Genomic DNA, 20,564 nt, shown 5'->3' with positions numbered 1-20,564 from the left:
TCGTGTGCCCGACAGAGCGCGACTAGAGAGCAGCCAGCGGGCGACGACGGCCGTCGTCGGCGTCGTCCTCCTCACCGGACTCACGGTTGCACTCGTCGCGGTGGTCGCCGGGGCTGTGGGCGGCATCGACACAGGACGGCTCACCCCTACTCCGTCGGTCGCTCACTCGACGGCGACGTTCGAGACCGGCCCCTCAGTCGGATGTGGGGAGAACGTGGTCCGGGTGACACACGAGGGCGGTGACCCCATCGAACCCGAGACCCTCGCTATCGTCGTCAGCCTACCGGCCAGGGATGCGAGCGCACGAATCCGTGGGTTGCCAGTGGCCGGCACGCAGTTGGCCGACGAGAACGTCGTGGACGACGACCACAACGCCGTCTACGACAACTGCGTCGGTGGCGTCGTCGCGGACGGGGGCCGACGCTGGAGCGCCGGCACGGCCGTCGCCATCCAGCTGAACGCCGGCGGCGGGACGATACGTCCGGGTGACTCCATCGAGGTGACCATCGTCCACGAACCGACCGGGAGCGTCGTCGTCAGAGAGACGATAACGGCGGCCTGAACGCCCGAACGACTCGCGTTCCGATACGCTTTAGTCCCAGTCTGCCAACCCTGTGACTCAATGGTCCGGGGAACACGAGCCCAGCTCGCCGAGAAGATGGCCGGTGAGGTCGCGCTGAGCGACGACCCCGGCGCGACGCTCAGGAAGTGGCGCACGGACTTCGAGGTGCCACAGACGGAACTGGCCGACCACATCGGGGTCTCACCGTCGGTCATCTCCGACTACGAGAGCGGCCGGCGCGACAACCCCGGCATCGGCATCGTCCGGCGGCTGATCGACGGACTCCTCGACGTCGACGAACAGCGGGGCGGGGAACACATCCGCCAGCACGCGCGCGTCCTCTCGGCCGGGTTCGACAGCGATGTCGTCCACGACCTGCGGGAGTACTCGGCCAACGTCGGCGTCGACCGGGTGTACGAGGCCATCGGGGCCGAGGAGCTCACCCGTGGGGGGCAGGATTCGGTCGCGGGCCACACCGTCATCAACTCCATCGCGGCCATCACCCGACTCTCCTCCGACGAGTTCTACCAGCTCTACGGCCAGTCGACCAACCGGGCGCTCGTGTTCACGAACGTCACCCGGGGCGAGTCACCGCTGGTCGCCCTCCGGGTCGTCTCGCCGACGCCCAACGCGGTCATCCTGCACGGACTCGACAGCGACTCGGTGTGGGAACACGCCGAGGACCTCGCCCGCATCGACGACTTCTCGCTTGCGGTCACGAACGTGGACCTCGACGAGCTGCTCGCCGGCTTGCGGTCGCTCCCCTGAGTCTCCTGACGCGGACGGGGTCTGGACCCGTCTCCTGTGTATTCTCCGTGCCGTTGCCTCGCAAAACTCGGCGACGAACGACACGCCGCGGCGTTACTCGACGTAGCGGTACTTGCGCTCGCCCATGCGGCCCCACCCGTCGAAGACGAACTCCTGTTCGGGCGCGGTGAACTCCTCGGCGTCGGACTCCTGGTCGTGGTTGTGGACGTCGTGAACCTGCTCGTACTCCGCGAACGTGAGCTCGTGGCGGTTCCGAATCTGTTCGTCGATGTTCAGCTGGGCGATCTCCGCCTCCCAGCCGGGGACCACGCGCTCGGCGTGGACTTCGGCCTGTGCGCCCGACCCGTAGGAGGCCACCAGGAGCTGCTGGCCGGCTAACTCACGGCCGTGTTCGCGGGCGTGTTTCAGTCCCGAGGCGCGCGCGAGGTGGACCGACCCGGTGTACCAGTTGCCCACGTGCCGGGCGATGTCGAGCGTCGGTTCGATGGTGTCGGCGTACCAGTCCTGATAGCGCTCGGTCTCGGTCAGCGCGTCGGTGTACTCCTTGATGGCGGCGTGCCACTCGTCGTCGGTCTCGAAGTCCTCGGGCATCGGCTGGTGGCCGATCTCCTCGGCGAGCAGGTCCTCGACGTCCGTCCCGCGGACGATGTGGCGGTAGCCCAGCGCCGCGGCCTTCCGGACCATCCCCGGGAACGGCGTGTGGAACGGTACCAGCGGGTAGTCCTCGGGGTGGATGTCGCCGGCCACCGATGCGTAGTCGTCGAGCGCCTCGCGCATCCGCGCCAGGTAGACGTTCACCGAGCGCTTCCCGTCGACGGAGGGGAACTGCTGGTTTGGTTTGAGGAAATCCGTCTCGTCGGCGCTCCCGAAGCCCTGCTCGGCCGAGAGCTCGACGAGGCTCGGCTCCTCGCTGACGAGCATCGCCACGGCACCGGCTCCCTGGGTCGCCTCGCCTGGGTCGTCCCGAGCATAGAGCGCCGTATCGGTGGCGATGACGATGGCCGACCGACCCCGGTTGCGCCCGGCGCGAATCCAGTTGTAGGCGTCGTCGAGGCTCTGGGTGCCGGAGATACAAGCGAACTTCCGCTCGCCCTTGTTGGCGTGGTGGAAGTCGCCGTCGTACACCTGCTCGAGACAGCCGGCGATGTACGTCGAGACGGGCTTGGAGTTGTCGAAGGCGCTCTCTGTGGCCACGTCGATGCGCCCGATGTCCTGGGGCGAGAGACCCTTGCGCTCCATCAGGCGATGGGCGGCGTTGGCCCCCATCGTCACGATGTCCTCGTAGACGTCCGGGAACGAGGAGGCGTGCAGCCCCAGCCCCTTCGTGTACTTCCCCGGGTCGTCGCCCTGTGCCGGGGCGAACGTCTCCGCGAGGTCGAGTTTGAGTTTTCCTGTTCGGATTTCTATCGCGTCGATGCCGACTGCAGTCATGTCTGGAGAGTGCGCATGTGCCTACAAGAGACTGTCGACCAGCGTTTCGACGATTGTGGAATTCGACCGTTATGCTCGGCAGTCGAGTGCTCGCCTATCCACCTATCAGGAGCATGTGAACCCACCACCACTCTCGCTCCTGGTCTGTCCCTTGTCAGTAATCGTCGCGGTACAGGTGAGGGTATTGCCGACTGTATCTTCGATCTCTACGGTTACTGATATATCGGACTGGGTATTACCGAACGTCAGGGATGGCGTGTTCGCATACGGCGAGCTCCCACCAGCATTCTGTGTATCGCTAACAGTTTCGATGTCGCTGTTCGAAGCCGTCGTGGTGACAGTACTGATACCGCTTTCATCGGTGAATTCGTAATCGAAGTCGAGTCCATTGACGTTCTGACTCGAACCCATACCAGTACCAGTGCTCTCCACGGTCAGACTCGAGACGGACGGCGGGGACGATTCGCTGTCTTCGATGGTGACCGTCACCGTCGCGCTCGCAGTGTTCTCGTTACCGTCAGTTCCGGTCACAGTGATGGTGTGGTCACCAGCGTCCCACCCGGTTGTGTCGATACCCGTGTCGCTCACTGATTCGGTCGGCTGGTCAAACTCGCCGTCGTCAGCGGTGAACGTCCCACTGTTTCCTTGCCCATCGCTCCAGGACGTACCGGTGATATCCGTCCCACCGTTCCCGACGTCATCCAGTGTCGCGGTGAGGTCGAAGTTGGTTCCCGCTGTGACGGTCGACGGGCTTGCAGTGGGACCGGAACTGAACGCGGGTGCCGTGCCGTCACCACCACCCGAGCCAGATGTCACGTCCACCGTCATCGAGACGTCCTGTGGCGTCGTCGCGTCGAAATCGCTGTCGATACCGACGTAGCTGAACCGGATTTCCTGGTCGCCCGTCGTCCCGGTTGCCTCGTAGACGAACGTCACTTGGCCGTCCTCGTCGGGTGTCTGTGTCGTCGACTGAAGCGAACCGCTACCGGCCACCTCGGCGGTCACCTGCATCGTGGTCGCGTTGTCCGGCGGATTGTTGAACCGGTCACGGACTTCGAGCGTCAGTGCGATGCTCTCACCCTGCGAAACCGGCCGTCCGTCCCCCGAGATGTCGGTCAGGTACGCCGTGTCCTCGTCGGTGACACCCGTTCCGACACCCACCTTGGTCAACTGCACCTGGTAGGACTGGCTGTCGTCGAGTTCGACCGTCACGAGGGAGAGCCCGTTCACGCTTCCGGCCGGACGGACGTCGGTGACGCTGGACTGCGTGTTTTCGAGAAACGTCCAGTAGTCCGCCGAGCGAGTCGAAGCGAACGTAATCGTTATGGGCGAGCCGTCGTCGTCGAGCGTTACCGTCTGTGTCGAGCTACTCTCCGCCCGAACGTCGACGGTTGCACTCCGTGTGGAGGTCTCCGAGAGCGTGCCGTTGAGCAACACGAGCGAGATCTCGGTCCCGTCGATGAACGTCTGATTGGCGAGCGTGAGGTCGCCGCTGGGAAAGCGGTTGTACAGAACCGTGTTCTCGTACACTGTATCCGGGGGACTCGTGTAGAGGTTGTACGAGGGGGTGTATCTGACCACGCCGGTGTTGTACGTCTGGTCCTCGTCCCAGAAATCGCCCGTCTCGCCGGAGGCCTGCGCGTTCGCTATCCGCAGATTGACTGCCGGCTCGGTCGTGCCGACAGTCCGTAACGACCCGGACGGTGGGCCGGGATTGCGCGCGATCACTCTGGAGGGGTAGCGCGTACCAAGCTGTACCGAGACAGCCTGTGACCCCCTAATTCCGCCGACCGAGACGACAGCGTTTCGGAGGTCCTGCATCTGTGACTGGACCTCCTGATTGTGCGAGAACTCTATGCCCCGATTCTGGTCGGGGACAACGAACGCCTGGTAGGTCGAAAAGGAGATTATCAGCACGCCAAAGAGCAGGACTGCGCCTATCTGAATCGCCTGCCCACGCTCGTCACCCACCAGCGACATGCTCTCGCCTTACAGAGTCGGCGGTAAAAATGTAGCTGCCCCAGTATCAGTCGTTACTCGTCGTCTTCCTCGACGACTTCCGGGTCCGAGAGCGCCGTCTGGAGGCTGTCGAGTCCGTTGACCCACTCGGAGACGAGGCCGTACTCGATGTCCTCGGCGACGTCGATCGCGAGTTCGTCGCCGTCGATGATGCGGGTGCCGGCCTGGACGCAGTAGCCCAGCGCGGCGTCGAGGTCCTCTTCGGCCTCGGCGTCGGCGGCGGCCTCGACGTACTCGGCGACGCTCGCGTCGTCGGCGACGCCTTCGGCGACGTACTCCTCGGCGGCGTAGAAGACACAGACGAGCGACGTCTGGACGCCGTCGATGAGCATCAGTTTCTCCTCGTCGTCGATGTTGATCTCCGAGAGCACGACCTCGCGGACACCGGCCAGCTCGCCGAGGGTCGTCTCTTCGTCTATCGTCCCGTCCTCGTAGTCAGTGAGTATCTTCGCGACGGCGATGGCTGTGTCGTCCTGGAGGTTCAACAGGAGTCGCGCCGAGTCCTCGTCCTCGGGGTCGACGTCCTCCTCGTCGATACGGTCAATCCAGTTCTGCCAGCGTTCGTCGGTGTAATACTCCCCCGGCGGAGTGCTCATACCTCCCCGTACGTCCGACCGGGGATAGTAGTTTCGACAGTGGTATGGAGTTGGTTGACAGGCCTCGTGTGGGGCGATTCTGGCGTTGTCGTCCAGGCGTCTGCGGTCGCCACACACCGGGTCGGGGGTTTATGCTGCCGAAGTGTGTAATGGTTTATCATGGCACAGCGGCAGTCCACGTACAGTCGGGACCGCCCCGCCGGTCCCGCACGGCTCGGCGCGGCCGCCCAACGAGCCGGGCTGCTCGTCGTCGTCGTGAGCCTGCCGCTCGTCGTCGGGACCGCAGCCAGCCTGTTCGCGTCTGCGGGCGCGCCACTGGCCGGTGTCGAAGCGGCCACCGCGGCCGTCACCGCCGCACCGACGCTCGGGACCGACCACGCGACCCTCTTCCACCTCGGAACGCTCGCGCTGCTCGCGGGGTGCTGGGTAGTCGGATTCGGACTCGTTCTCGACGGGCTGTTCGATTAATCGTCGCCACCGTCTCCGTCGCCGTCCGCGACCACACGTTCTCCCTCGGTCGTGACCCGTGCATCGAACCCGTCCTCGCGACCGGAGAGCGTGCGCTGCGGGAAGGGAATCTCGATACCCTCGCTGTCGAACGCCGTCTTGATCTCGCGAACGACGGCCGAGATGGCGCGCCACTTCCGGGGCGGCGTCGGGTGGTCGATCCAGAACCGGAGCTCCATCACGACGGCGGAGTCGCCGAAGTTCTTGAGGACGACGTGCGGGGGCGGCGAGTCGATGACGTGTTTCACGTCGGTCATCGCCGACCGGGCGACGTCTTGTGCCCACTCGATGTCCGTCTCGTAGTCGACGCCGACGTCCAGCGTCAGGCGCAAGAGCCCCTTCTGGCTCCGGTTGGTGATGGCCTGGTCCGCGACGCGGTCGTTCGGGATGACGACGAACTCGCCGTCGAAGTTCTCGACGCGCGTGTTGAAGATGGTGATGTCGGTGACGATGCCCTCGTTGTCGCCGATCTCGACCCAGTCACCGATGGTGAAGGGGCGGGAGAACATCAGGACGAAGCCGGCGATGAGCGCTCCGAGGGTCTGCCGGGCGGCCATCCCGACGACGATGCCGAGGAAGCCAGCCCCGACGAGCAGGCCGCTGAGGTTGACGCCCCACAGGGTCAACGCGCTGGCCAGGACCGTGACGACGATGACGACCTGCCCGACCCGGAGGATGATCTCCTCTTGATGTTGGGTGATGCGGTCGGACCCATCGCCGAGGCGCGCGACGGTCTTCTTCAGCTGTTCGGAGGCCGCGAAGCCGAGGACGACGAGGAACAGCGAGAGCCCGCCCTTGAACAGGTCCGGGACCGCCGAGAGGAAGAAGTCCGTGAGCGTCACGGCCCACTCGAAGAGGCCCCAGACGACCAGCATCCCGAGGCCGGCGACCGCCAGGACGCTCAGTTGCGCGAGCCGGAGGAGCAAGCCGGAGAACGACGTCGGGACGTACTCGCCGATGGCGTCGGCCGTCTCGGCGACGTGCCCGGTCATGTAGCGGGAGCTGACGAGCCGCTGGACCTGTCGCACCGCCAGGGGCAAGAAGAGCAGCGCGACGATGGCCGTCACGAGGAGGAGGCCGACGGTGACGACGAGCCGACCCTCGGTCGTCGTCAGCCGCTCCAGCAGGTCGAGGGCCTGCTGGGTGAGTCTGGCCACCTGTGACTGCTGCATGTTCTGTCGCTAGGGGTCACTCGTCTTGTGTGTTGTCTTCTCGGGAGACAGGTCGGGCATCGGCCGTTCGGTCCCGTCGCCAGTCAGTCGAAGGTCCGGTTCGCGAACCGCTCGCGAAGCTCGGGTTCCGGGACGGGACAGGCGTCTTTCTTGCCGAAGACGCGGTAGCGGTTCTCGGCGACGAGGTCGTACACGCTATCGCTGATTCCGGTCGGGACGGCCGACAGGGGAGTCAGGAGGGGCCAGGGACCGTCCAGACGGCGACAGACGCGCAACACGGCCGTCGACTTCGTGTACACCTCGCCGTCCTCGACGAGGACCACCGAGTCGAAGTCCTCGGTCTTGAGGTTGTGTCGCCGCGACAGCTCCTGGCCGACGTCGGACTGCAGCGGGGCGAACAGGAATTCGCCGGCCGCGTCGAACTGCACGACGAAGCGGACGAATCCGTTACAGAGGTTGCAGACGCCGTCGAACAGCAGAATCGGCTGGTCGAGCTCGTCCACGATGGTCGCCGCGTCCCGGTCTGACTCTGACGGCGTCGCCATGGCGCTCAGACGCCGCGGCCCTGCATCTTCTCTTCTTCGGGCAGGTCGACGTTGGCGTCGCCCTTCATGCCCTTGCCGACGTTCTTGCTGATCTCTGTCAGGGCCTCGGCGTCGTCCCAGTTGTTGACGGCCTCGACGATGGCGGTGCCCATCGCCTCGGGGTCCTCGGCACCGAAGATGCCCGAACCGACGAAGATGCCGTCACAGCCGTGGTGCATCATCAGCGCGGCGTCGGCCGGCGTCGCGATGCCGCCGGCGGCGAAGTTGACGACGGGCAGTCGGCCCATGTCGGCCGTCTCGTGGACGAGTTCGGCAGGTGCCTCGTGCTCGCGGGCCCACTTCTCGCGTTCCTCGTAGTTCATCCCCTCGAGCTTGCGGATGGCGCCCTTGATGTTGCGCTGGTGGTGGACGGCCTGGTTGACGTCGCCCGTGCCGGCCTCGCCCTTCGTCCGAATCATCGCTGCGCCCTCGTCGATGCGGCGCAGGGCCTCCTGGAGGTTCCGGGCGCCACAGACGAACGGGGCGGTGAACTCCCGCTTGTCGATGTGGTAGCGGTCGTCCGCCGGCGTCAGGACCTCGCTCTCGTCGAGCATGTCGGCGCCGGCGGCCTCCAGAATCTCGGCCTCCTTCACGTGGCCGATTCGGGCCTTGCCCATCACCGGGATGGAGACCTCGTCGATGACCGCCTGGAGCGAGGCCGGGTCGGCCATCCGGGCGACGCCGCCGCGCTTGCGGATGTCGGCCGGGACGGCCTCGAGGTTCATCACCGCGACGGCGCCGACGTCCTCGGCGATGCGGGCCTGCTCGGCGGTGACGACGTCCATGATGACGCCGCCCTTCTGCATCTTCGCGAAGCCGCGTTTGACCAGTTCGGTGCCGCGGCGGAGCTCCTCTAGATCGGTTGCTTCAGCCATTGCCTGCGGCTTAGGACTGGATTTACTTAACCCGTGTCCTTGCCGGATTCGCGCCGACCGCTACCGTTTTTATCGCCCCTCCCCACGGCACGGGTATGGCTACCGAAGAGGGCGTGGGCAGCCGTATCGAGGGCGTGGTCGCCCGCTTTTTCGACGCCCCGCTGCCCGACCCACAGGGGTTGCCCCGCTACGTCGCGCCGCTGCCGGAGTGGCTGGAGAACGTCGGCCTGCGACTGGCCTGGCCCATCGCCATCGTCAATCTCCTGGGGACGCTCTTCGGGTTCTGGTACTACGCCGGCCGACCGTTCGACCTCGCGGCACCGCTGGTCGAGGGGCAGCTGGGTGCCGCCCCAGTGGCGGCCTATCCCCTGATTCCGGACTCGCCGGTGGCGACGATGTTCATCGGGCTCTCCTTCGCCGCCTGGAAGCTCGGCCGGGACGCCGAGTGGATGCACACGCTCGCCTTCTTCGGCTGTATCAAGCTCGGCCTCTGGACGCCGTTCGTCCAGCTGGTCGTCAACGGTCCCGGGGGCATCGCCGCGTGGCTCTACTGGTTTCTCATCCTCTCGCACATGGCGATGGCCGTCGAGGCGTTCATCATCCACCGCTACGCCCGCTTCAGCGTGCCTGCGGTCGCCGTCGCCGTCTTCTGGTACGGGTTCAACGATGTCGTGGATTACTTCGTCCCGGTGCTGGGCGGTCCCCACCACACCTGGCTCCGCGGCGAACCCCTGATTGCGGCCGGCCAGTTCGACCACACCGTGCTGGCGCACGACCTGGCCGCCGGGTGGGCCGTCGTCCTTACGATTCTGGCGACCTTCTTCGCGCTGGCGACGCGTATCGAGAAGGTGAAGCGTCGGTCCGACGGGGCCTGAACGGACCGAATCGTCTCCTAGCTAGGGCTCACCGGTCGTCGACGGTTATCGTCAGCCCGGCCTCGCGGAGCCGCTCGACCAGCGGCATCCCGATGCCCGACGCGGGCGTCAGCACGCCACCGTCCAGCGGCGAGTCGACGTCGCCGTTCGCCAGACACCGGGCGGCTTCGCCCACCAGCACCCCGCTGGTGCCGTAGGCGTCCTGGTCGGACGAGATACGTCCCTCGACGGTGAACACGTCGCCCCCCTCGGCCGCTGCGCCGGTTCCCCGGAGACGGACCTCGAAGCCGCCATCCTCGATGGCCTGCCTGCTCGGCCCCTCTCCCGGGTCCGGGAGGACGTACCGGTCTAGTCGCTGCCGGAGCGGGTCGACCGACATGACCTGGTCGACCAGCGCCAGTCCGCCGGTGACAGCGCCGGCAAGGGCTGCGCCGATTGGTCCCCCGCCGGTCGCCATGCTCTCGTGGTACGCGAAACTCCGGCCGTAGGGGTACCCGCGGAGGGCGTTCGAGCGGTGGACCACCTTCTCGTTGACTTCGGCCATGAAGAAGGGCGCCGTCCACGTACCGGCCTCGTGGTCGTACTGCGGGAGAGACCCACGGACGGCTGCGCTGCCGTCCGGGTGGCCCTCCGGAACGAGCGCGTGGGGGTCGTCGAGCGCCCGCGCGAGGGCTGGGTCGTCTTCCAGCGCCTCGTAGAGCCCCACCATCGAAGTCGCTGTCCCGCCGCTGAATCCGCCCCCGTCCAGCGAGACGTTGGCTCGTACGGTCGAACACGGCGCGCCGAACGTCTCCATCGCGTGGGTCTGGACGAGGAGCGTCCCGAGGTCGCTGGGGACGGAGTCGAACCCGCAGGCGTGGACGATGCGGACCCCCTCGTCTGTGGCCCGCTCGTGGTAGCTCTCGACGGTCTCGCGCATCCACTGGAGTTCGCCGGTGAGGTCGCAGTAGTCGGTCCCCGCGTCCAGACACGCCTCGACCATCGGCGTACCGTAGTCGGCGTAGGGGCCGACGGCCGCGCAGACGACGTCGGTCTGGTCGGCGATGGCGTCCAGGCTCTCGCGGTCTGTGGCGTCGCCGGTGATGTACTCCATCTCCGCGAGCGCCGGGTCGACATCGGCGAGGTCCTCACGCAGGGCCTCGAGCTTCGCGGGTGTCCGGCCGGCGATTGTCCACTCGAGGTCCGGTCCGGCGGCCGCCGCGAGGTGCTCGGCGGTGAGTCGACCGGTGAACCCTGTCGCGCCCCAGACGACCACGTCGTACGGAGAATCAGCTCCTGGCATCGAGAATCGTGTCCGAGTGAAGGGGCCAGCGACAGTTAACGTTGGTCCGACAGCGGTCGTGGAGCGCTCAACGTGTGGCCGCCGGTGAGCGGTCGGTCCCGCCGCTATCGAACGACGACGACGGCGCTCTCGGTCTCGGTCATCTCGCCGTCACCGGAGTAGGTCCGGGACTCCTCGACGGCGAACATCTCCGCGTCGAGTTCGAACTCGCCGCCGGCGACGACGAGTGTGTCGCCGTCGATGTCGTAGTCGCCCGACTCGATGGCGGCGTCGATGTCGCCCACCGAACTCCCGAACTCGGGACCGACGATGGAGTAGTCGAGGTCGATATCGCTGACCTCGGTGGTGATGTCCGGGGCGTCCTCGAAGACGTCGAGCGTCGCGACGTGCATCGCCTCAGCGATGGCCTGCTCGAAGCCCGCGACGTGGCCGTACACCTCGACGTGCTCGAGGTCGGCGTTCAGCGGCAGGCCGTTCTCGGTCTTGTAGCGACGGAGTGCAGAGACGACCTCCATCGCCGTCTCGCCGGCGTCCAGGTCGGCCTCGTAACCGCCGGGCGTGGGCCAGTCGGTCGTGTGGACCGAGTTGTCCTCAGCATAGATTTGTTCCCACAGTTCCTCGGTGACGTGCGGGAGGAACGGAGCGAAGAGCTTGAGGAAGGTCCGGTGGGCGTGGACCAGCGTGTACTCAGTCGAAGTGTCGCCGCCATCGGAGAGGCGCTGTTTGGCGATTTCGAGGTAGTCGTCGCAGTAGGTGTTCCAGAAGAACGACCGCAGTTCGTTGCGGGCCTTCGAGAACGCGTAGTCCTCGAACTTCGCGGTGACGGAGTCGATGGTCTCGTCGAGCTCCGCCAGCAGCCAGCGGTCGACCGCCGAGAGGTCGTCCGGTTCGGCCGGCACCTCGGCGGGCGTCAGCTGGTCGACCAGCCGCGAGGCGTTCCAGAGCTTCTGGAGGAGGCGCTCGCCGGCTTCGAGGTCGCCCTCCTTGTACGGGAAGTCGTCGCCGATGGAGGTGCCGGCGGCCCAGTAGCGAGCAGCGTCGACCGGGAACTCTTCGAGGACTTCGCTGGGCGGAATGACGTTGCCCTTGGACTTGGACATCGCCTCGCGGTTCTCGTCTAAGACCATCCCGTTTATCATCACGTTCTCGAAGGGGACCTGGTCGGTGTGCTCGTAGCACTTGACGACGGTGTGGAACAGCCAGAAGGAGATGATGTCGTGACCCTGCGGGCGCAGGTCGAACGGGTAGAGTTCCGGCATCGACATCTCGAACGCCTCGGTGTCCGCATTGTAGTCCCATCCGGCGTTGACCAGCGGCGTCAGCGACGAGGTGGCCCAGGTGTCGAAGACGTCCTCCTCGGGCGTGAACGCGCTGTGGCCACACTCGGAGCAGGCGTCGACCGGTGGGTCGTCCGAGAGGGGGTCGGCGGGCAGTTGCTCGGGTTCCGCGAGGACGGGGTCGCCACAGTCCTCGCAGTACCAGACCGGAATCGGGATGCCCGAATCGCGCTGGCGGGAGATACACCAGTCCCACTCCAGGCCCTCGATCCAGTGCTGGTACCGGGAGTACATCTTCTCGGGGAACCACTCCATCTCGCGGCCCGCTTCGAGGTACTCCTCCTTCTTGTCGAGCAGTTTGATGTACCACTGCTCGGTGACGAGGTACTCGACCTCGACGCCGCAGCGCTCGTGGACCTGCACGGTGTGTTCGTGGTCACGCGATTCGAGCAGGTAGCCCTCGACGTCCAGGTCCTCGATGATGGCCGCGCGGGCCTGCGTCGTGCTCATGCCCTCGTAGTCGCCGGCCAGGTCGGTCATCGTCGCCGACTCGTCGATGGCCAGGCGGAGGTCCAGGTCGTGGGCCTGGTACCACTCGATGTCGTTCTGGTCGCCGAAGGTACAGCACATGACGATGCCGCTGCCGGTCTCCATGTCGACGCGCTCGTCGGCGATGATGGGGACTTCCTGGCCGAACAGGGGGACCTTCGCCGTGCCGCCGACGAGGTGCTCGTTGTCCTCGTCGTCGGGATGGACGAACACCGAGACACACGCCGGCAGGAGTTCGGGCCGCGTCGTCGAGATGGTGAACGTCTCGTCCTCGACCGGTCCGTCGCCGTCCGCCAGCAGGTCGAACGCGATGTCGTTGAACTTGGTGTGCTTGTCCTCGTCCTCCTGTTCGACCTGCGAGATGGCCGTCTCGCAGTCGGGACACCAGATGGTCGGCGCGCGCTGGCGGTACTCCCGGCCCTGCTCGTAGAGGTCGAGGAAAGAGAGCTGGGAGATGCGCTGGACGCGCGGCTCGATGGTCTTGTAGGTGTTGTCCCAGTCGACCGAGATGGCCAGCGACTGGACGTCCTGCGTGAACTCGTCCTCGTAGGTGGCACAGACCTCGCGGCACTTCTCCTGGAACTCCCGGCGTGGGTAGTCCTGGTGGCGGATGTCGAGTTCGCGCTCGGTCAACCGCTCCGAGGCGATGCCGTTGTCGTCGTAGCCGAAGGGGAAGTAGACGGTGTCGTCGGCCATCCGGTGGTAGCGGGCCACGAAGTCCTGCAGGGTGAACTGGTAGAGGTGGCCCATGTGGAGGTTGCCCGACACCGTGGGCGGTGGCGTGTCGATGGTGAAGCGGGTGTCGGCGTCCCCGTCGTAGGCGTACGTGTCGGCGTTGACCCAGTGGTCCTGCCACTTGGGTTCGACCTCGCGGGGGTCGTACTCCCCGTCGAGGCCCTGCTGGTCGGCGGTCGATTCCTCGGTCGGTGGGTCCTGTGTGTCACTCATGTCTGATGGCTGTGTGTGGTCGAAAACGGTGCGGGCGTCGAGCGGGTGGTGTTAGTGGGGCGAGGGGGCCCCTACTACGGGTACGAGAACGGGCGGCGTGGATGCTCGACGCGTCATCTACCTCTATATGAACCAACCGGGGGCTAAACGACTTCGGTTTCTAGGTGGAGTAGTCTGTGCGACAACCACCACTGACTCAGGAACTGCCAACAGCCAGAAAGCCCCGGCAGGCTACGCTCCCGCGCCTCGCTGCGCGCTTCCCTCGCTCACTGCGTTCGCTCGGTCCAGTGCTTGCGTCGTCGGGGTTCGCGTAGCCTGCCGCCCCTTTCAGTCCCGACCCATTGATCAACCGTCCGGGCGGGACTGAAAGGGGCCGACCGCTCGATGAGCGAGACGACGTAAGGACCGCAGGGAGCGAAGCGACCGAGGACCGCAGCGAGTCGCAGCCATCGAGCGGGAGGGGGCTTTCTGGCTGTCAGCAGTGAGCAATCACGTGTTGAAGACAGTAAAACGAACAGATGCTAGAGCAGGTCGTGGTCGCGGTCCTCCGCCGAATGCGCGCGGACCCACAGCTCCCCAATCCTCGAGAGGCGCGTCCGGTAGGACTTCCCGTGTTCCTCCTGTTCGATGTAGCCCTTGCCGCCGGGGCCCAGCCGGTCGACGTTGTAGATGACCTTCGAGCGGAAAGAGTCGGTGTACTCCTCGCCCAGGTCGCGGGCGAGTTGCTGGGCGAGCTCGGAGACCGACTCGAACTCGTCGTGTTCGCCCAGGGTGAAGAGGATGACCTCCTCGAACGGTTTGACGTTCGAGAAGGAGGCGACCGGGAGTTCGACGATGTGTGACCCGTCTATCTCCTTCGCGCCGATGGTCGTCCCGCGCTCGTCGAACTCCGCGAGGAGGTCCCGGGCGGTTTCGAGGCGGTCGGTGGCGCGGTCCGAGACGTCGCTGTCGCCGGACTCCTGGAGGTCTTCCAGCAGGTCGATTTGCTTGTGCAGTTCCTCTGCGAGCTCGGTCTCCAGGTACTTCTCCGGGACGGTGTAGTAGGTGTGGATGCGGTCGCGGTCGCCCTCGCGTTCGACCATGATGGAGTGGGCGGCCGTCGCGAACGCGAAGGAGACCGTGCGGGGCATCGCCGAGACGTTGACCCAGACCTCGCTGCCGGCGTCGAGCTCCGCGTTGATGAGCTCGAACGCCTGCTCGAAGGCGTCGTCGTAGTCGTAGACGTCGCCGATGACGAACCGTTCGGTCTCTGCGCCCAGCAGGTTCTGGAAGTCCTGCTCCAGTTTCTCCGCGAGGTTGCGCGAGTACTCGACGTTGGCCTCGGACCCGACCGCGCCCTCGAGCAGGATGACGCGGTCGACGCCGAGTCGCTCGCGGACCAGCGGCGCGATGAGCCGGTCGTAGTCGAACCCGACCGGCACGATGTGGGTCTGCATACGCGGTATGGTCGCCCAGCAGGGATAAAAACCACCAGATTCGGGAGCGGGACCGCGCGCGAGACTGTGCGAAGCATTGACAATAGCGGGGCGGGTACGGTCAGGGGACGATGCCACCCATCGACGAACTGACCATTCTCGTCCCGGTCGACATCTCGGTGGCCGACCCACCGGGACTCGACATCATCGACCACCTCGAACCGCTGGAGGTCGTCCTGCTCGGGTACTTTCCGGTGCCCGACCAGGCAGAGCCCGCGCTCATCAAAGACGAGTACGAGGACGAGGCCGAGTCGCGGCTGGTCGCCATCGCGGAGGGACGACCCGACCTGACGGAGGTCCTCGTCTTCACGCACGACCGTGAGGCGACCATCGACCGGGTGGCAGACCAGTACGGCTGTGACGCCGTGCTGGCACCGGGTGCGGTGACGGACATCGGCCGCGTCCTGGTGCCGATTCGCGGCGACGTGAACCTCGACCGCATCATCTCGGTCACCGCACGCCTGATCGAAGCCAGCGACGCGACGGTGACGCTCTTCCACTCGGTCTCGGCGGACGCCGACGAGAGCTACGGCGAGTTCCTCCTGCGGGGCGCGACCGAGCGACTGGAGGAGTTCGGCATCGACGAGGACCGGGTCGACTGGGAGCTCTCGGAGGGCGGCAATCCGTCCCAGGAGATAATCGACCTGGGCAACGAGTTCGACATCGTCGTCCTCGGCGAGTCCGAACCCTCGCTCGTCGACCGCATCATCGGCGACGTCCTTTCCCGCATCGTCGACGACCTCGAGAGCCCGGCACTCATCGTGAGGGACACCGAATGAACGCGGCCGGGGTCGACCCGCGAGGCCGCCGATGAGCGTCGACGGGGGCGAGCTCGAACGGACACTGGGCTTCTTCGAGGCGATGACGCTCGGCGGCGGGACGATGATCGGTGCGGGCATCTTCATCCTCCCGGGCATCGCCGCCCGGAACGCCGGGCCAGCGAGTTCCATCTCCTACGCCATCGCCGGCTTCGTCGCCCTGCTCGCGGCGCTCTCGCTCTCGGAACTCGCCACCGGGATGCCCATCGCCGGCGGGAGCTACCACTACGTCAACCGGGCGCTCGGGAGCCTCTTCGGGAGCGTCGTCGGCTGGGGGATGTGGAGCGGGCTGATGTTCGCGAGCGCGTTCTACATGGTCGGGTTCGGCCAGTACGTCGTCGAGCCCGTCCCCTTCCTCGACGGTCGTGGGTACATCATCCTCCTGGGACTGACCGGCCTCGCCTTGCTCACCGGGGTCAACTACTACGGGACCGAGGAGTCGAGTTCGCTCCAGAACGTGATGATAAGCGCCGAGACGCTGGTCATCATCGTGTTCGTCGTCCTCGGCGTCTTCTTCATCGTCCCCACGAACCTCGAGCCGTTCGCGCCATCCGGGGCCGAGGGCGTGATGGCGACGACCGGCATCGTCTTCATCTCCTTCCTGGGCTTCGAGATTATCGCGACGGTGGCCGGCGAGATAAAGAACCCGAGCAAGATTATCCCGCTGTCGATGATTCTCTCGGTCGTCCTGGTGACTATCCTCTACGTGCTCGTGATGCTCGTCAGTACCGGCGTCATCCCCTACGACCGGCTGGGTGACTCGCCCATCCCCGTCGCCGACGTCGCGACGTCGTACATGGGCCCCATCGGCGCGGTGTCCATCGTCTTCGCGGCCATCATCGCCGCCATCTCGAGTTCGAACTCGTCGGTGCTCGCGGCCTCCCGCGTCATCTACGCGATGGGGCGGGACGGCGTCGCCTCGGAGTGGCTGAACGTCAGCCACCCGCGGTTCTACACGCCCCACCGGGCGATTCTCACCACCAGCGCGCTCACGGCGGCGCTCATCCTCGTCGGCCTGCGCGTCGACGCTATCGTCTCGTTGCTGGCCGAGGCGGCGAGTTTCAGCTTCCTGGTCGCCTACTCGCTGGTCCACGTCTCGCTCGTCGTCTTCCGTCGGGCCGACCCGGACGAGTACGACCCCTCGTTCAGCCTCCCGTCCCCGCTGTATCCGGCGGTCCCGATACTGGGTGTCGTCCTCTCGGTCGTCGTCGTCTCGCAGATGGCCCCGGTCATCGTCACTATCGGGACGGGTATCATCGTCGTCGGTGTCGTGTGGTACGCAGTCTACGCGAGAAGCCGAGTCGTGGGCGAGGGCCTCCTCCGCGAGGCGCTCCGTGGCCCACCGACCGAGGTCTACCGGGTGGTCGTGCCGGTCGCGAACCCGGAGACACAACACGGGTTGCTGCGGCTGGCTGCGGCCAGTGCGCGAGCCAACGCGGACGCCGGCGAGCCTGAACTCGTCGCGGTCAACGTCGTCCACGTCGAACACGAGTCGCCCCTCCAGAACGTCGAGGCCGAGCGGGCCGACCACCAGCGCGAGTTGCTCGAGAACGCACAGGCCTTCGCCGACGAGATGGACGTCACCCTCCGGACGCGGGCGCTCAACGCATCGGACGCTGGTGCGGCACTCCTCGACGTCATCGAGGAAGAGGCCGCCGACGAGGTCCTGCTGGGGTGGCGCGCCGAGGCGAGTCAGGACGGCGGCGTGGCGAGTCCGACGGTCGCGACGGTCCTCGAGAACGCGCCCTGTGACGTCGCACTCGTGGCCCTCCGCGGCGGGGTCGGAACCCCGGTCGGCCTCGTCACCCCCGGGCGGGACGCCACGAGCGTCGCCCGACGGGTCGCCGAGTTCGCGACCGTCGACGGCACCGTGCCGACCCTCCTCGCCGTCGTTCCCGCCGACGGCGACGAGGCAGTGGCTCGCAGGCGCGCGGCCGACCGGCTCGCCGAGGCCGCAGCGGCCGCCGGACTCGACCCGGACGAGTACAACACCGAGGTGGTCGTCGACGACGACGTCGAGGCTGGGATTCGGGCAGCGCTCGGCGAGTATCAGACCGTCTGCGTGAGCCGCTCGGCGGCGTCCGAGTCCAGCGACAACCCCGTCGCACACGTGGTCGCAGCGCTCACGGGGACCTCGAAGAACGTGGCCCTGGTCCGTGGCTCGGGGCGGCCGACGCCCCAGAGCGTAGACTGACGCCCGACCCGACGCCGGCTCACTCGCAGGTGTCGTGGACGATGTCGCCCTGGGCGTTGGGCCCGCGCCGCTGACCGGGGACGATGGGCTCGCCACAGAAAGCGCAGGTCAGCTGCCCTCGCTGCGGGGCCGTCTCGGTGGTCCCGCCGACCGCGACGTTCACGCGCTCCGCGTCCTCGGCGTCCGCAGTGGCGTCCGTGTCGGCAACTAGGTCGCTCCGGTCCTCGATGTCGATGTCCGCGACGCCGCCGGTCGTGTCGATACCTAGCTGTTCGTTTGCCGGGCAGTACTTCGTCGTGGCGGTGAACCCGGCGACGAGCGCGCCGACGGCGACGAGGAGGCCGCGTTTTCGCTTCCCGTTTCGGAACGCACGAATCGCGGCGATAGTGAGGACGCCCGCGAGCACGGCGCGGGTGCGACGGTCGTTCCCACCGACGTTCTCAGAGAGTTCCATACACTCCCGTAGGGCGCGAACGGACTTGTATATTCACCTCCCGGCGAGGTCAGATAGCTACGCGTCGAACGGGTCCTCGAACCCATTGCGGATGTAGTACCGGACGAAGTTGCCGTACGTGCGGTCGGCCGGGTGGTCGGCGACCTGCTCGTACTGGACCGTCCCCTCCTCGTCGAGGACGTAGGTGGCGGCGATGCCGGTGAGGCCGTGGCTCGTCTGCTCGGTGCCGCTGTAGCGCTCGGCCACCTCGCCGTCGGGGTCGGCCAGCAGCTGGATGTCCAGGTCGAACCGGTCGCGCATCTCGGTGACCTTCGAGAGCCGGTCGGTGACGACCGGGAGGATGTCGACGTCCTCGTTGAACCAGAGGTCGTACGAGACCTCGCTGAACGTCTGGAGCTGTTCGGCACAGAAGCTGCACCAGTGACCGCGGTTGATGAGGACGATGGTCGGGCCGTCGCCGAGGTGGTCGGCGAGCGAGACGTCGTCGCCGGCGGTGCTCTCGAGTGTGAACTCGGGTGCGTCGGTCTGTTCGAGACTCATACTGGTCCCTGGGATGGGGCGGTAATAACTGGGTGGTGGTACGTGTGTAACCGCACGCACAACCGCGGCAGACGGCGTCTCGGCGGCGGGCAGTCAGTCGGCCTCGACGCCCTCGACCACGTACGCCGAGCGGTTCTCGTCGGGGGCCGCGTTGGTGACGAGCGAGACGCCGACCGTCAGGACCAGCCCGAGCAGGATGCCGACGACGCCGGGCGTCCAGCCCATGTAGGTGCCCGGAAGCGCCACCGTGAGGCCGAGGAGGCCGGCGACGGTCTCGACGACGGGGAAGACGTGGAGCACGTAGAACACCTGCGTGCCCACGACGCCGGCGTACATCCCGTAGCGGGTCGTCCCGCTCCAGTACAGCGCCAGCGCGACGGGGACGGTGAGCTGGGCGAACCCGCTGAAGGCGGTGTCACCGATCTGGACCAGGGTCCCCGGCGAGTAGAGGCTCGCGACGAACGAGAGCGTCGCGAAGACGACGACGCCCACGCGGGCGACGAGCGCCTCGCGTCGGTCCTCGTCGGCGGTGCCGCGCTCGGAGCCGAAGACGCGCTTCAGCGGCCGGTAGACGTCGCGGGTCAGGTACGACGACCCGGACAGCAGCATCGAGTCGCTGGAGGACATCATCGCGGCCATCGCGCCGGCGATGACCAGCGCGGCGAACCACGTCGGAGCGAACTCGCCGAGCAGCACGGGAACGACGTTGCTCCCCTGGGGGACCTCGATACCGAGGCCGACCGCCCACGCACCAAGCATGAACGCGGGGACGAAGAGGAGGAGGACGAGCACGGGCCACAGCGCGAAGGTCCGCTTGAGGACTTTCTTCGACCCGGCCGCGAAGAACCGCTGGTTTATCTGGGGGAACATCGTCACGCCGAAAGCGATGCTCACCGCGCTGGAGATGATGAACTGCGGGGTGTAGAGCCCGCCGCCCAGCGCGAGGAACTCGCCGTTGGCCGCCCCCATCTGCTCGGTGGCGAGGCCGGCCCCGCCGATGTCGGTGAGCAACCAGGCGACGGCGAGCCACACGAGCGAGAGCATGAACAGGCCCTGAATGGTGTCGGTCCAGGCGACCCCGCGCATCCCGGAGATCGCGACGTAGGCGATCATAAAGAGGGTGATACCGCCGGCGCCGACCCAGAACGGCACCGCGCCGTTGGTCAGCCCGACGATGGCCTGGCCGGCGCCCTTCTGCTGAAGCATCACGTACGGGAACAGCCAGACGAGGCTCACGCCGGCCACGAGCACCCGCAGCGGCGTCGAGCCGAAGCGGTCGCCCAGCATCTCGCCCAGCGTCACGTAGCCGTGGCGCTTGCCGACCAGCCACTGCTTGTAGCCGATGACGTACCAGAGGACGGCGAAGATGATGCCGTCCATCAGGCCCATCACCAGAATCCACTCGGGCCCGGCGGCGAAGGCGAGGTTCGGGCCACCGAAGAACGTGAAGGCCGACAGGAGCGTCGCGAAGGTGGTAAACAGCAGGACGACCGTCCCCAGGGTTCGGCTCGCGAGGTAGTAGTCCTCGGCGCTGCGGTCGGTCAGGCGGTAGGCGACGACGCCCACCGCGAGCGCGACGAGCATGTACGCGCCGACGATACCCAGCTGGAGGGCGGTGTCGCCCATTCCCAGCTGGAG

Annotated in this window: 18 protein-coding genes; 6 read left to right on the top strand and 12 right to left on the bottom strand. The window is 66.7% G+C overall.

What is annotated here, in order from left to right; translation table 11 throughout:
* Positions 1–4: 4 nt before the first annotated feature.
* Entirely contained in the window at positions 5–562 is a 558-nt protein-coding gene (locus tag P1L41_RS16190) for a type IV pilin domain-containing protein (RefSeq protein WP_276296753.1), read from the top strand.
* 60 nt (positions 563–622) lie between these two features.
* Positions 623–1,330: a helix-turn-helix domain-containing protein gene (locus P1L41_RS16185; RefSeq protein WP_276296752.1), complete on the top strand. Its 708-nt coding sequence runs from the start codon at positions 623–625 to the stop codon at positions 1,328–1,330.
* A gap of 93 nt (positions 1,331–1,423) precedes the next feature.
* Here the strand turns inward: P1L41_RS16185 and hmgB are convergent, their stop codons facing one another.
* The 3 genes from hmgB to P1L41_RS16170 all read right to left on the bottom strand — a co-directional run bounded on the left by hmgB (position 1,424) and on the right by P1L41_RS16170 (position 5,376).
* A complete protein-coding gene (hmgB, locus tag P1L41_RS16180) occupies positions 1,424–2,761 on the bottom strand; it encodes a hydroxymethylglutaryl-CoA synthase (RefSeq protein WP_276296751.1) in 1,338 nt (445 codons plus the stop codon).
* Between the two features lie 105 nt (positions 2,762–2,866).
* Positions 2,867–4,741: a hypothetical protein gene (locus P1L41_RS16175; RefSeq protein ID WP_276296750.1), complete on the bottom strand. Its 1,875-nt coding sequence runs from the start codon at positions 4,739–4,741 to the stop codon at positions 2,867–2,869.
* Positions 4,742–4,794: 53 nt separating this feature from the next.
* Positions 4,795–5,376, bottom strand: a complete 582-nt coding sequence (locus tag P1L41_RS16170) for a DUF2150 family protein (protein ID WP_276296749.1) — start codon at positions 5,374–5,376, stop codon at positions 4,795–4,797.
* Positions 5,377–5,535: 159 nt separating this feature from the next.
* Here P1L41_RS16170 and P1L41_RS16165 point away from each other — a divergent pair, with 159 nt between their 5' ends.
* Complete coding sequence (locus tag P1L41_RS16165) at positions 5,536–5,844, top strand: hypothetical protein (RefSeq protein WP_276296748.1); 309 nt, start codon at positions 5,536–5,538, stop codon at positions 5,842–5,844.
* Here the strand turns inward: P1L41_RS16165 and P1L41_RS16160 are convergent.
* The 3 genes from P1L41_RS16160 to pdxS form a co-directional block, all read right to left on the bottom strand.
* Positions 5,841–7,055, bottom strand: a complete 1,215-nt coding sequence (locus P1L41_RS16160) for a mechanosensitive ion channel family protein (protein WP_276296747.1) — start codon at positions 7,053–7,055, stop codon at positions 5,841–5,843. The two genes, P1L41_RS16165 and P1L41_RS16160, sit on opposite strands and share 4 nt — an antisense overlap.
* An 83-nt stretch (positions 7,056–7,138) precedes the next feature.
* Positions 7,139–7,600 (bottom strand): thiol-disulfide oxidoreductase DCC family protein, encoded by a 462-nt coding sequence (locus P1L41_RS16155; protein WP_276296746.1) that lies wholly within the window; start codon positions 7,598–7,600, stop codon positions 7,139–7,141.
* A gap of 5 nt (positions 7,601–7,605) precedes the next feature.
* Complete coding sequence (gene pdxS / locus P1L41_RS16150; RefSeq protein ID WP_276296745.1) at positions 7,606–8,514, bottom strand: pyridoxal 5'-phosphate synthase lyase subunit PdxS; 909 nt, start codon at positions 8,512–8,514, stop codon at positions 7,606–7,608.
* Positions 8,515–8,609: 95 nt separating this feature from the next.
* On the opposite strand from pdxS, the gene P1L41_RS16145 reads away from it, so the two are divergent.
* Positions 8,610–9,389: a DUF1405 domain-containing protein gene (locus tag P1L41_RS16145; protein WP_276296744.1), complete on the top strand. Its 780-nt coding sequence runs from the start codon at positions 8,610–8,612 to the stop codon at positions 9,387–9,389.
* Positions 9,390–9,417: 28 nt separating this feature from the next.
* Here P1L41_RS16145 and P1L41_RS16140 read toward each other — a convergent pair whose 3' ends face one another.
* From P1L41_RS16140 to P1L41_RS16130, 3 genes are all read right to left on the bottom strand, one after another.
* Positions 9,418–10,671 carry a saccharopine dehydrogenase family protein gene (locus P1L41_RS16140; RefSeq protein WP_276296743.1) on the bottom strand — a complete coding sequence of 418 codons (1,254 nt, stop codon included), beginning with the start codon at positions 10,669–10,671 and terminating at the stop codon, positions 9,418–9,420.
* 104 nt (positions 10,672–10,775) lie between these two features.
* Complete coding sequence (locus P1L41_RS16135; RefSeq protein WP_276296742.1) at positions 10,776–13,445, bottom strand: valine--tRNA ligase; 2,670 nt, start codon at positions 13,443–13,445, stop codon at positions 10,776–10,778.
* A gap of 521 nt (positions 13,446–13,966) precedes the next feature.
* Entirely contained in the window at positions 13,967–14,881 is a 915-nt protein-coding gene (locus P1L41_RS16130) for an HFX_2341 family transcriptional regulator (protein WP_276296741.1), read from the bottom strand.
* A gap of 110 nt (positions 14,882–14,991) precedes the next feature.
* On the opposite strand from P1L41_RS16130, the gene P1L41_RS16125 reads away from it, so the two are divergent.
* The gene (locus P1L41_RS16125; protein ID WP_276296740.1) at positions 14,992–15,699 is read left to right on the top strand and encodes a universal stress protein; all 708 of its coding nucleotides are present in this window, start codon (positions 14,992–14,994) and stop codon (positions 15,697–15,699) included.
* A 31-nt stretch (positions 15,700–15,730) separates the two neighbouring features.
* On the top strand, positions 15,731–17,932 hold the full coding sequence (locus P1L41_RS16120; protein WP_276296739.1) for an amino acid permease: 2,202 nt from the start codon (positions 15,731–15,733) through the stop codon (positions 17,930–17,932).
* Between the two features lie 19 nt (positions 17,933–17,951).
* On the opposite strand, the gene P1L41_RS16115 is transcribed toward P1L41_RS16120, so the two are convergent.
* From P1L41_RS16115 to P1L41_RS16105, 3 genes are all read right to left on the bottom strand, one after another.
* Positions 17,952–18,386, bottom strand: coding sequence for a YgaP family membrane protein (locus tag P1L41_RS16115; protein WP_276296738.1), 435 nt, complete (start codon positions 18,384–18,386; stop codon positions 17,952–17,954).
* A 57-nt stretch (positions 18,387–18,443) separates the two neighbouring features.
* On the bottom strand, positions 18,444–18,926 hold the full coding sequence (locus P1L41_RS16110; RefSeq protein ID WP_276296737.1) for a peroxiredoxin family protein: 483 nt from the start codon (positions 18,924–18,926) through the stop codon (positions 18,444–18,446).
* A gap of 93 nt (positions 18,927–19,019) precedes the next feature.
* Positions 19,020–20,552, bottom strand: coding sequence for a sodium:solute symporter family protein (locus P1L41_RS16105; protein ID WP_276298476.1), 1,533 nt, complete (start codon positions 20,550–20,552; stop codon positions 19,020–19,022).
* Between the last annotated feature and the right edge of the window lie 12 nt (positions 20,553–20,564).

Origin of the sequence: Haloarcula ordinaria, from assembly GCF_029338275.1 — an archaeon.
Classification (GTDB): domain Archaea; phylum Halobacteriota; class Halobacteria; order Halobacteriales; family Haloarculaceae; genus Haloarcula; species Haloarcula ordinaria.
This window is presented reverse-complemented; position numbering and strand designations above follow the sequence as displayed.

Excerpts from the sequence above, each read along its gene's own strand:
- P1L41_RS16185 (WP_276296752.1), top strand. The coding sequence starts at position 623 with ATGGTCCGGGGAACACGAGCCCAGCTCGCCGAGAAGATGGCCGGTGAG.
- hmgB (WP_276296751.1), bottom strand. The coding sequence starts at position 2,761 with ATGACTGCAGTCGGCATCGACGCGATAGAAATCCGAACAGGAAAACTC.
- P1L41_RS16175 (WP_276296750.1), bottom strand. The coding sequence starts at position 4,741 with ATGTCGCTGGTGGGTGACGAGCGTGGGCAGGCGATTCAGATAGGCGCA.
- P1L41_RS16170 (WP_276296749.1), bottom strand. The coding sequence starts at position 5,376 with ATGAGCACTCCGCCGGGGGAGTATTACACCGACGAACGCTGGCAGAAC.
- P1L41_RS16165 (WP_276296748.1), top strand. The coding sequence starts at position 5,536 with ATGGCACAGCGGCAGTCCACGTACAGTCGGGACCGCCCCGCCGGTCCC.
- P1L41_RS16160 (WP_276296747.1), bottom strand. The coding sequence starts at position 7,055 with ATGCAGCAGTCACAGGTGGCCAGACTCACCCAGCAGGCCCTCGACCTG.
- P1L41_RS16155 (WP_276296746.1), bottom strand. The coding sequence starts at position 7,600 with ATGGCGACGCCGTCAGAGTCAGACCGGGACGCGGCGACCATCGTGGAC.
- pdxS (WP_276296745.1), bottom strand. The coding sequence starts at position 8,514 with ATGGCTGAAGCAACCGATCTAGAGGAGCTCCGCCGCGGCACCGAACTG.
- P1L41_RS16145 (WP_276296744.1), top strand. The coding sequence starts at position 8,610 with ATGGCTACCGAAGAGGGCGTGGGCAGCCGTATCGAGGGCGTGGTCGCC.
- P1L41_RS16140 (WP_276296743.1), bottom strand. The coding sequence starts at position 10,671 with ATGCCAGGAGCTGATTCTCCGTACGACGTGGTCGTCTGGGGCGCGACA.
- P1L41_RS16135 (WP_276296742.1), bottom strand. The coding sequence starts at position 13,445 with ATGAGTGACACACAGGACCCACCGACCGAGGAATCGACCGCCGACCAG.
- P1L41_RS16130 (WP_276296741.1), bottom strand. The coding sequence starts at position 14,881 with ATGCAGACCCACATCGTGCCGGTCGGGTTCGACTACGACCGGCTCATC.
- P1L41_RS16125 (WP_276296740.1), top strand. The coding sequence starts at position 14,992 with ATGCCACCCATCGACGAACTGACCATTCTCGTCCCGGTCGACATCTCG.
- P1L41_RS16120 (WP_276296739.1), top strand. The coding sequence starts at position 15,731 with ATGAGCGTCGACGGGGGCGAGCTCGAACGGACACTGGGCTTCTTCGAG.
- P1L41_RS16115 (WP_276296738.1), bottom strand. The coding sequence starts at position 18,386 with ATGGAACTCTCTGAGAACGTCGGTGGGAACGACCGTCGCACCCGCGCC.
- P1L41_RS16110 (WP_276296737.1), bottom strand. The coding sequence starts at position 18,926 with ATGAGTCTCGAACAGACCGACGCACCCGAGTTCACACTCGAGAGCACC.
- P1L41_RS16105 (WP_276298476.1), bottom strand. The coding sequence starts at position 20,552 with ATGGGCGACACCGCCCTCCAGCTGGGTATCGTCGGCGCGTACATGCTC.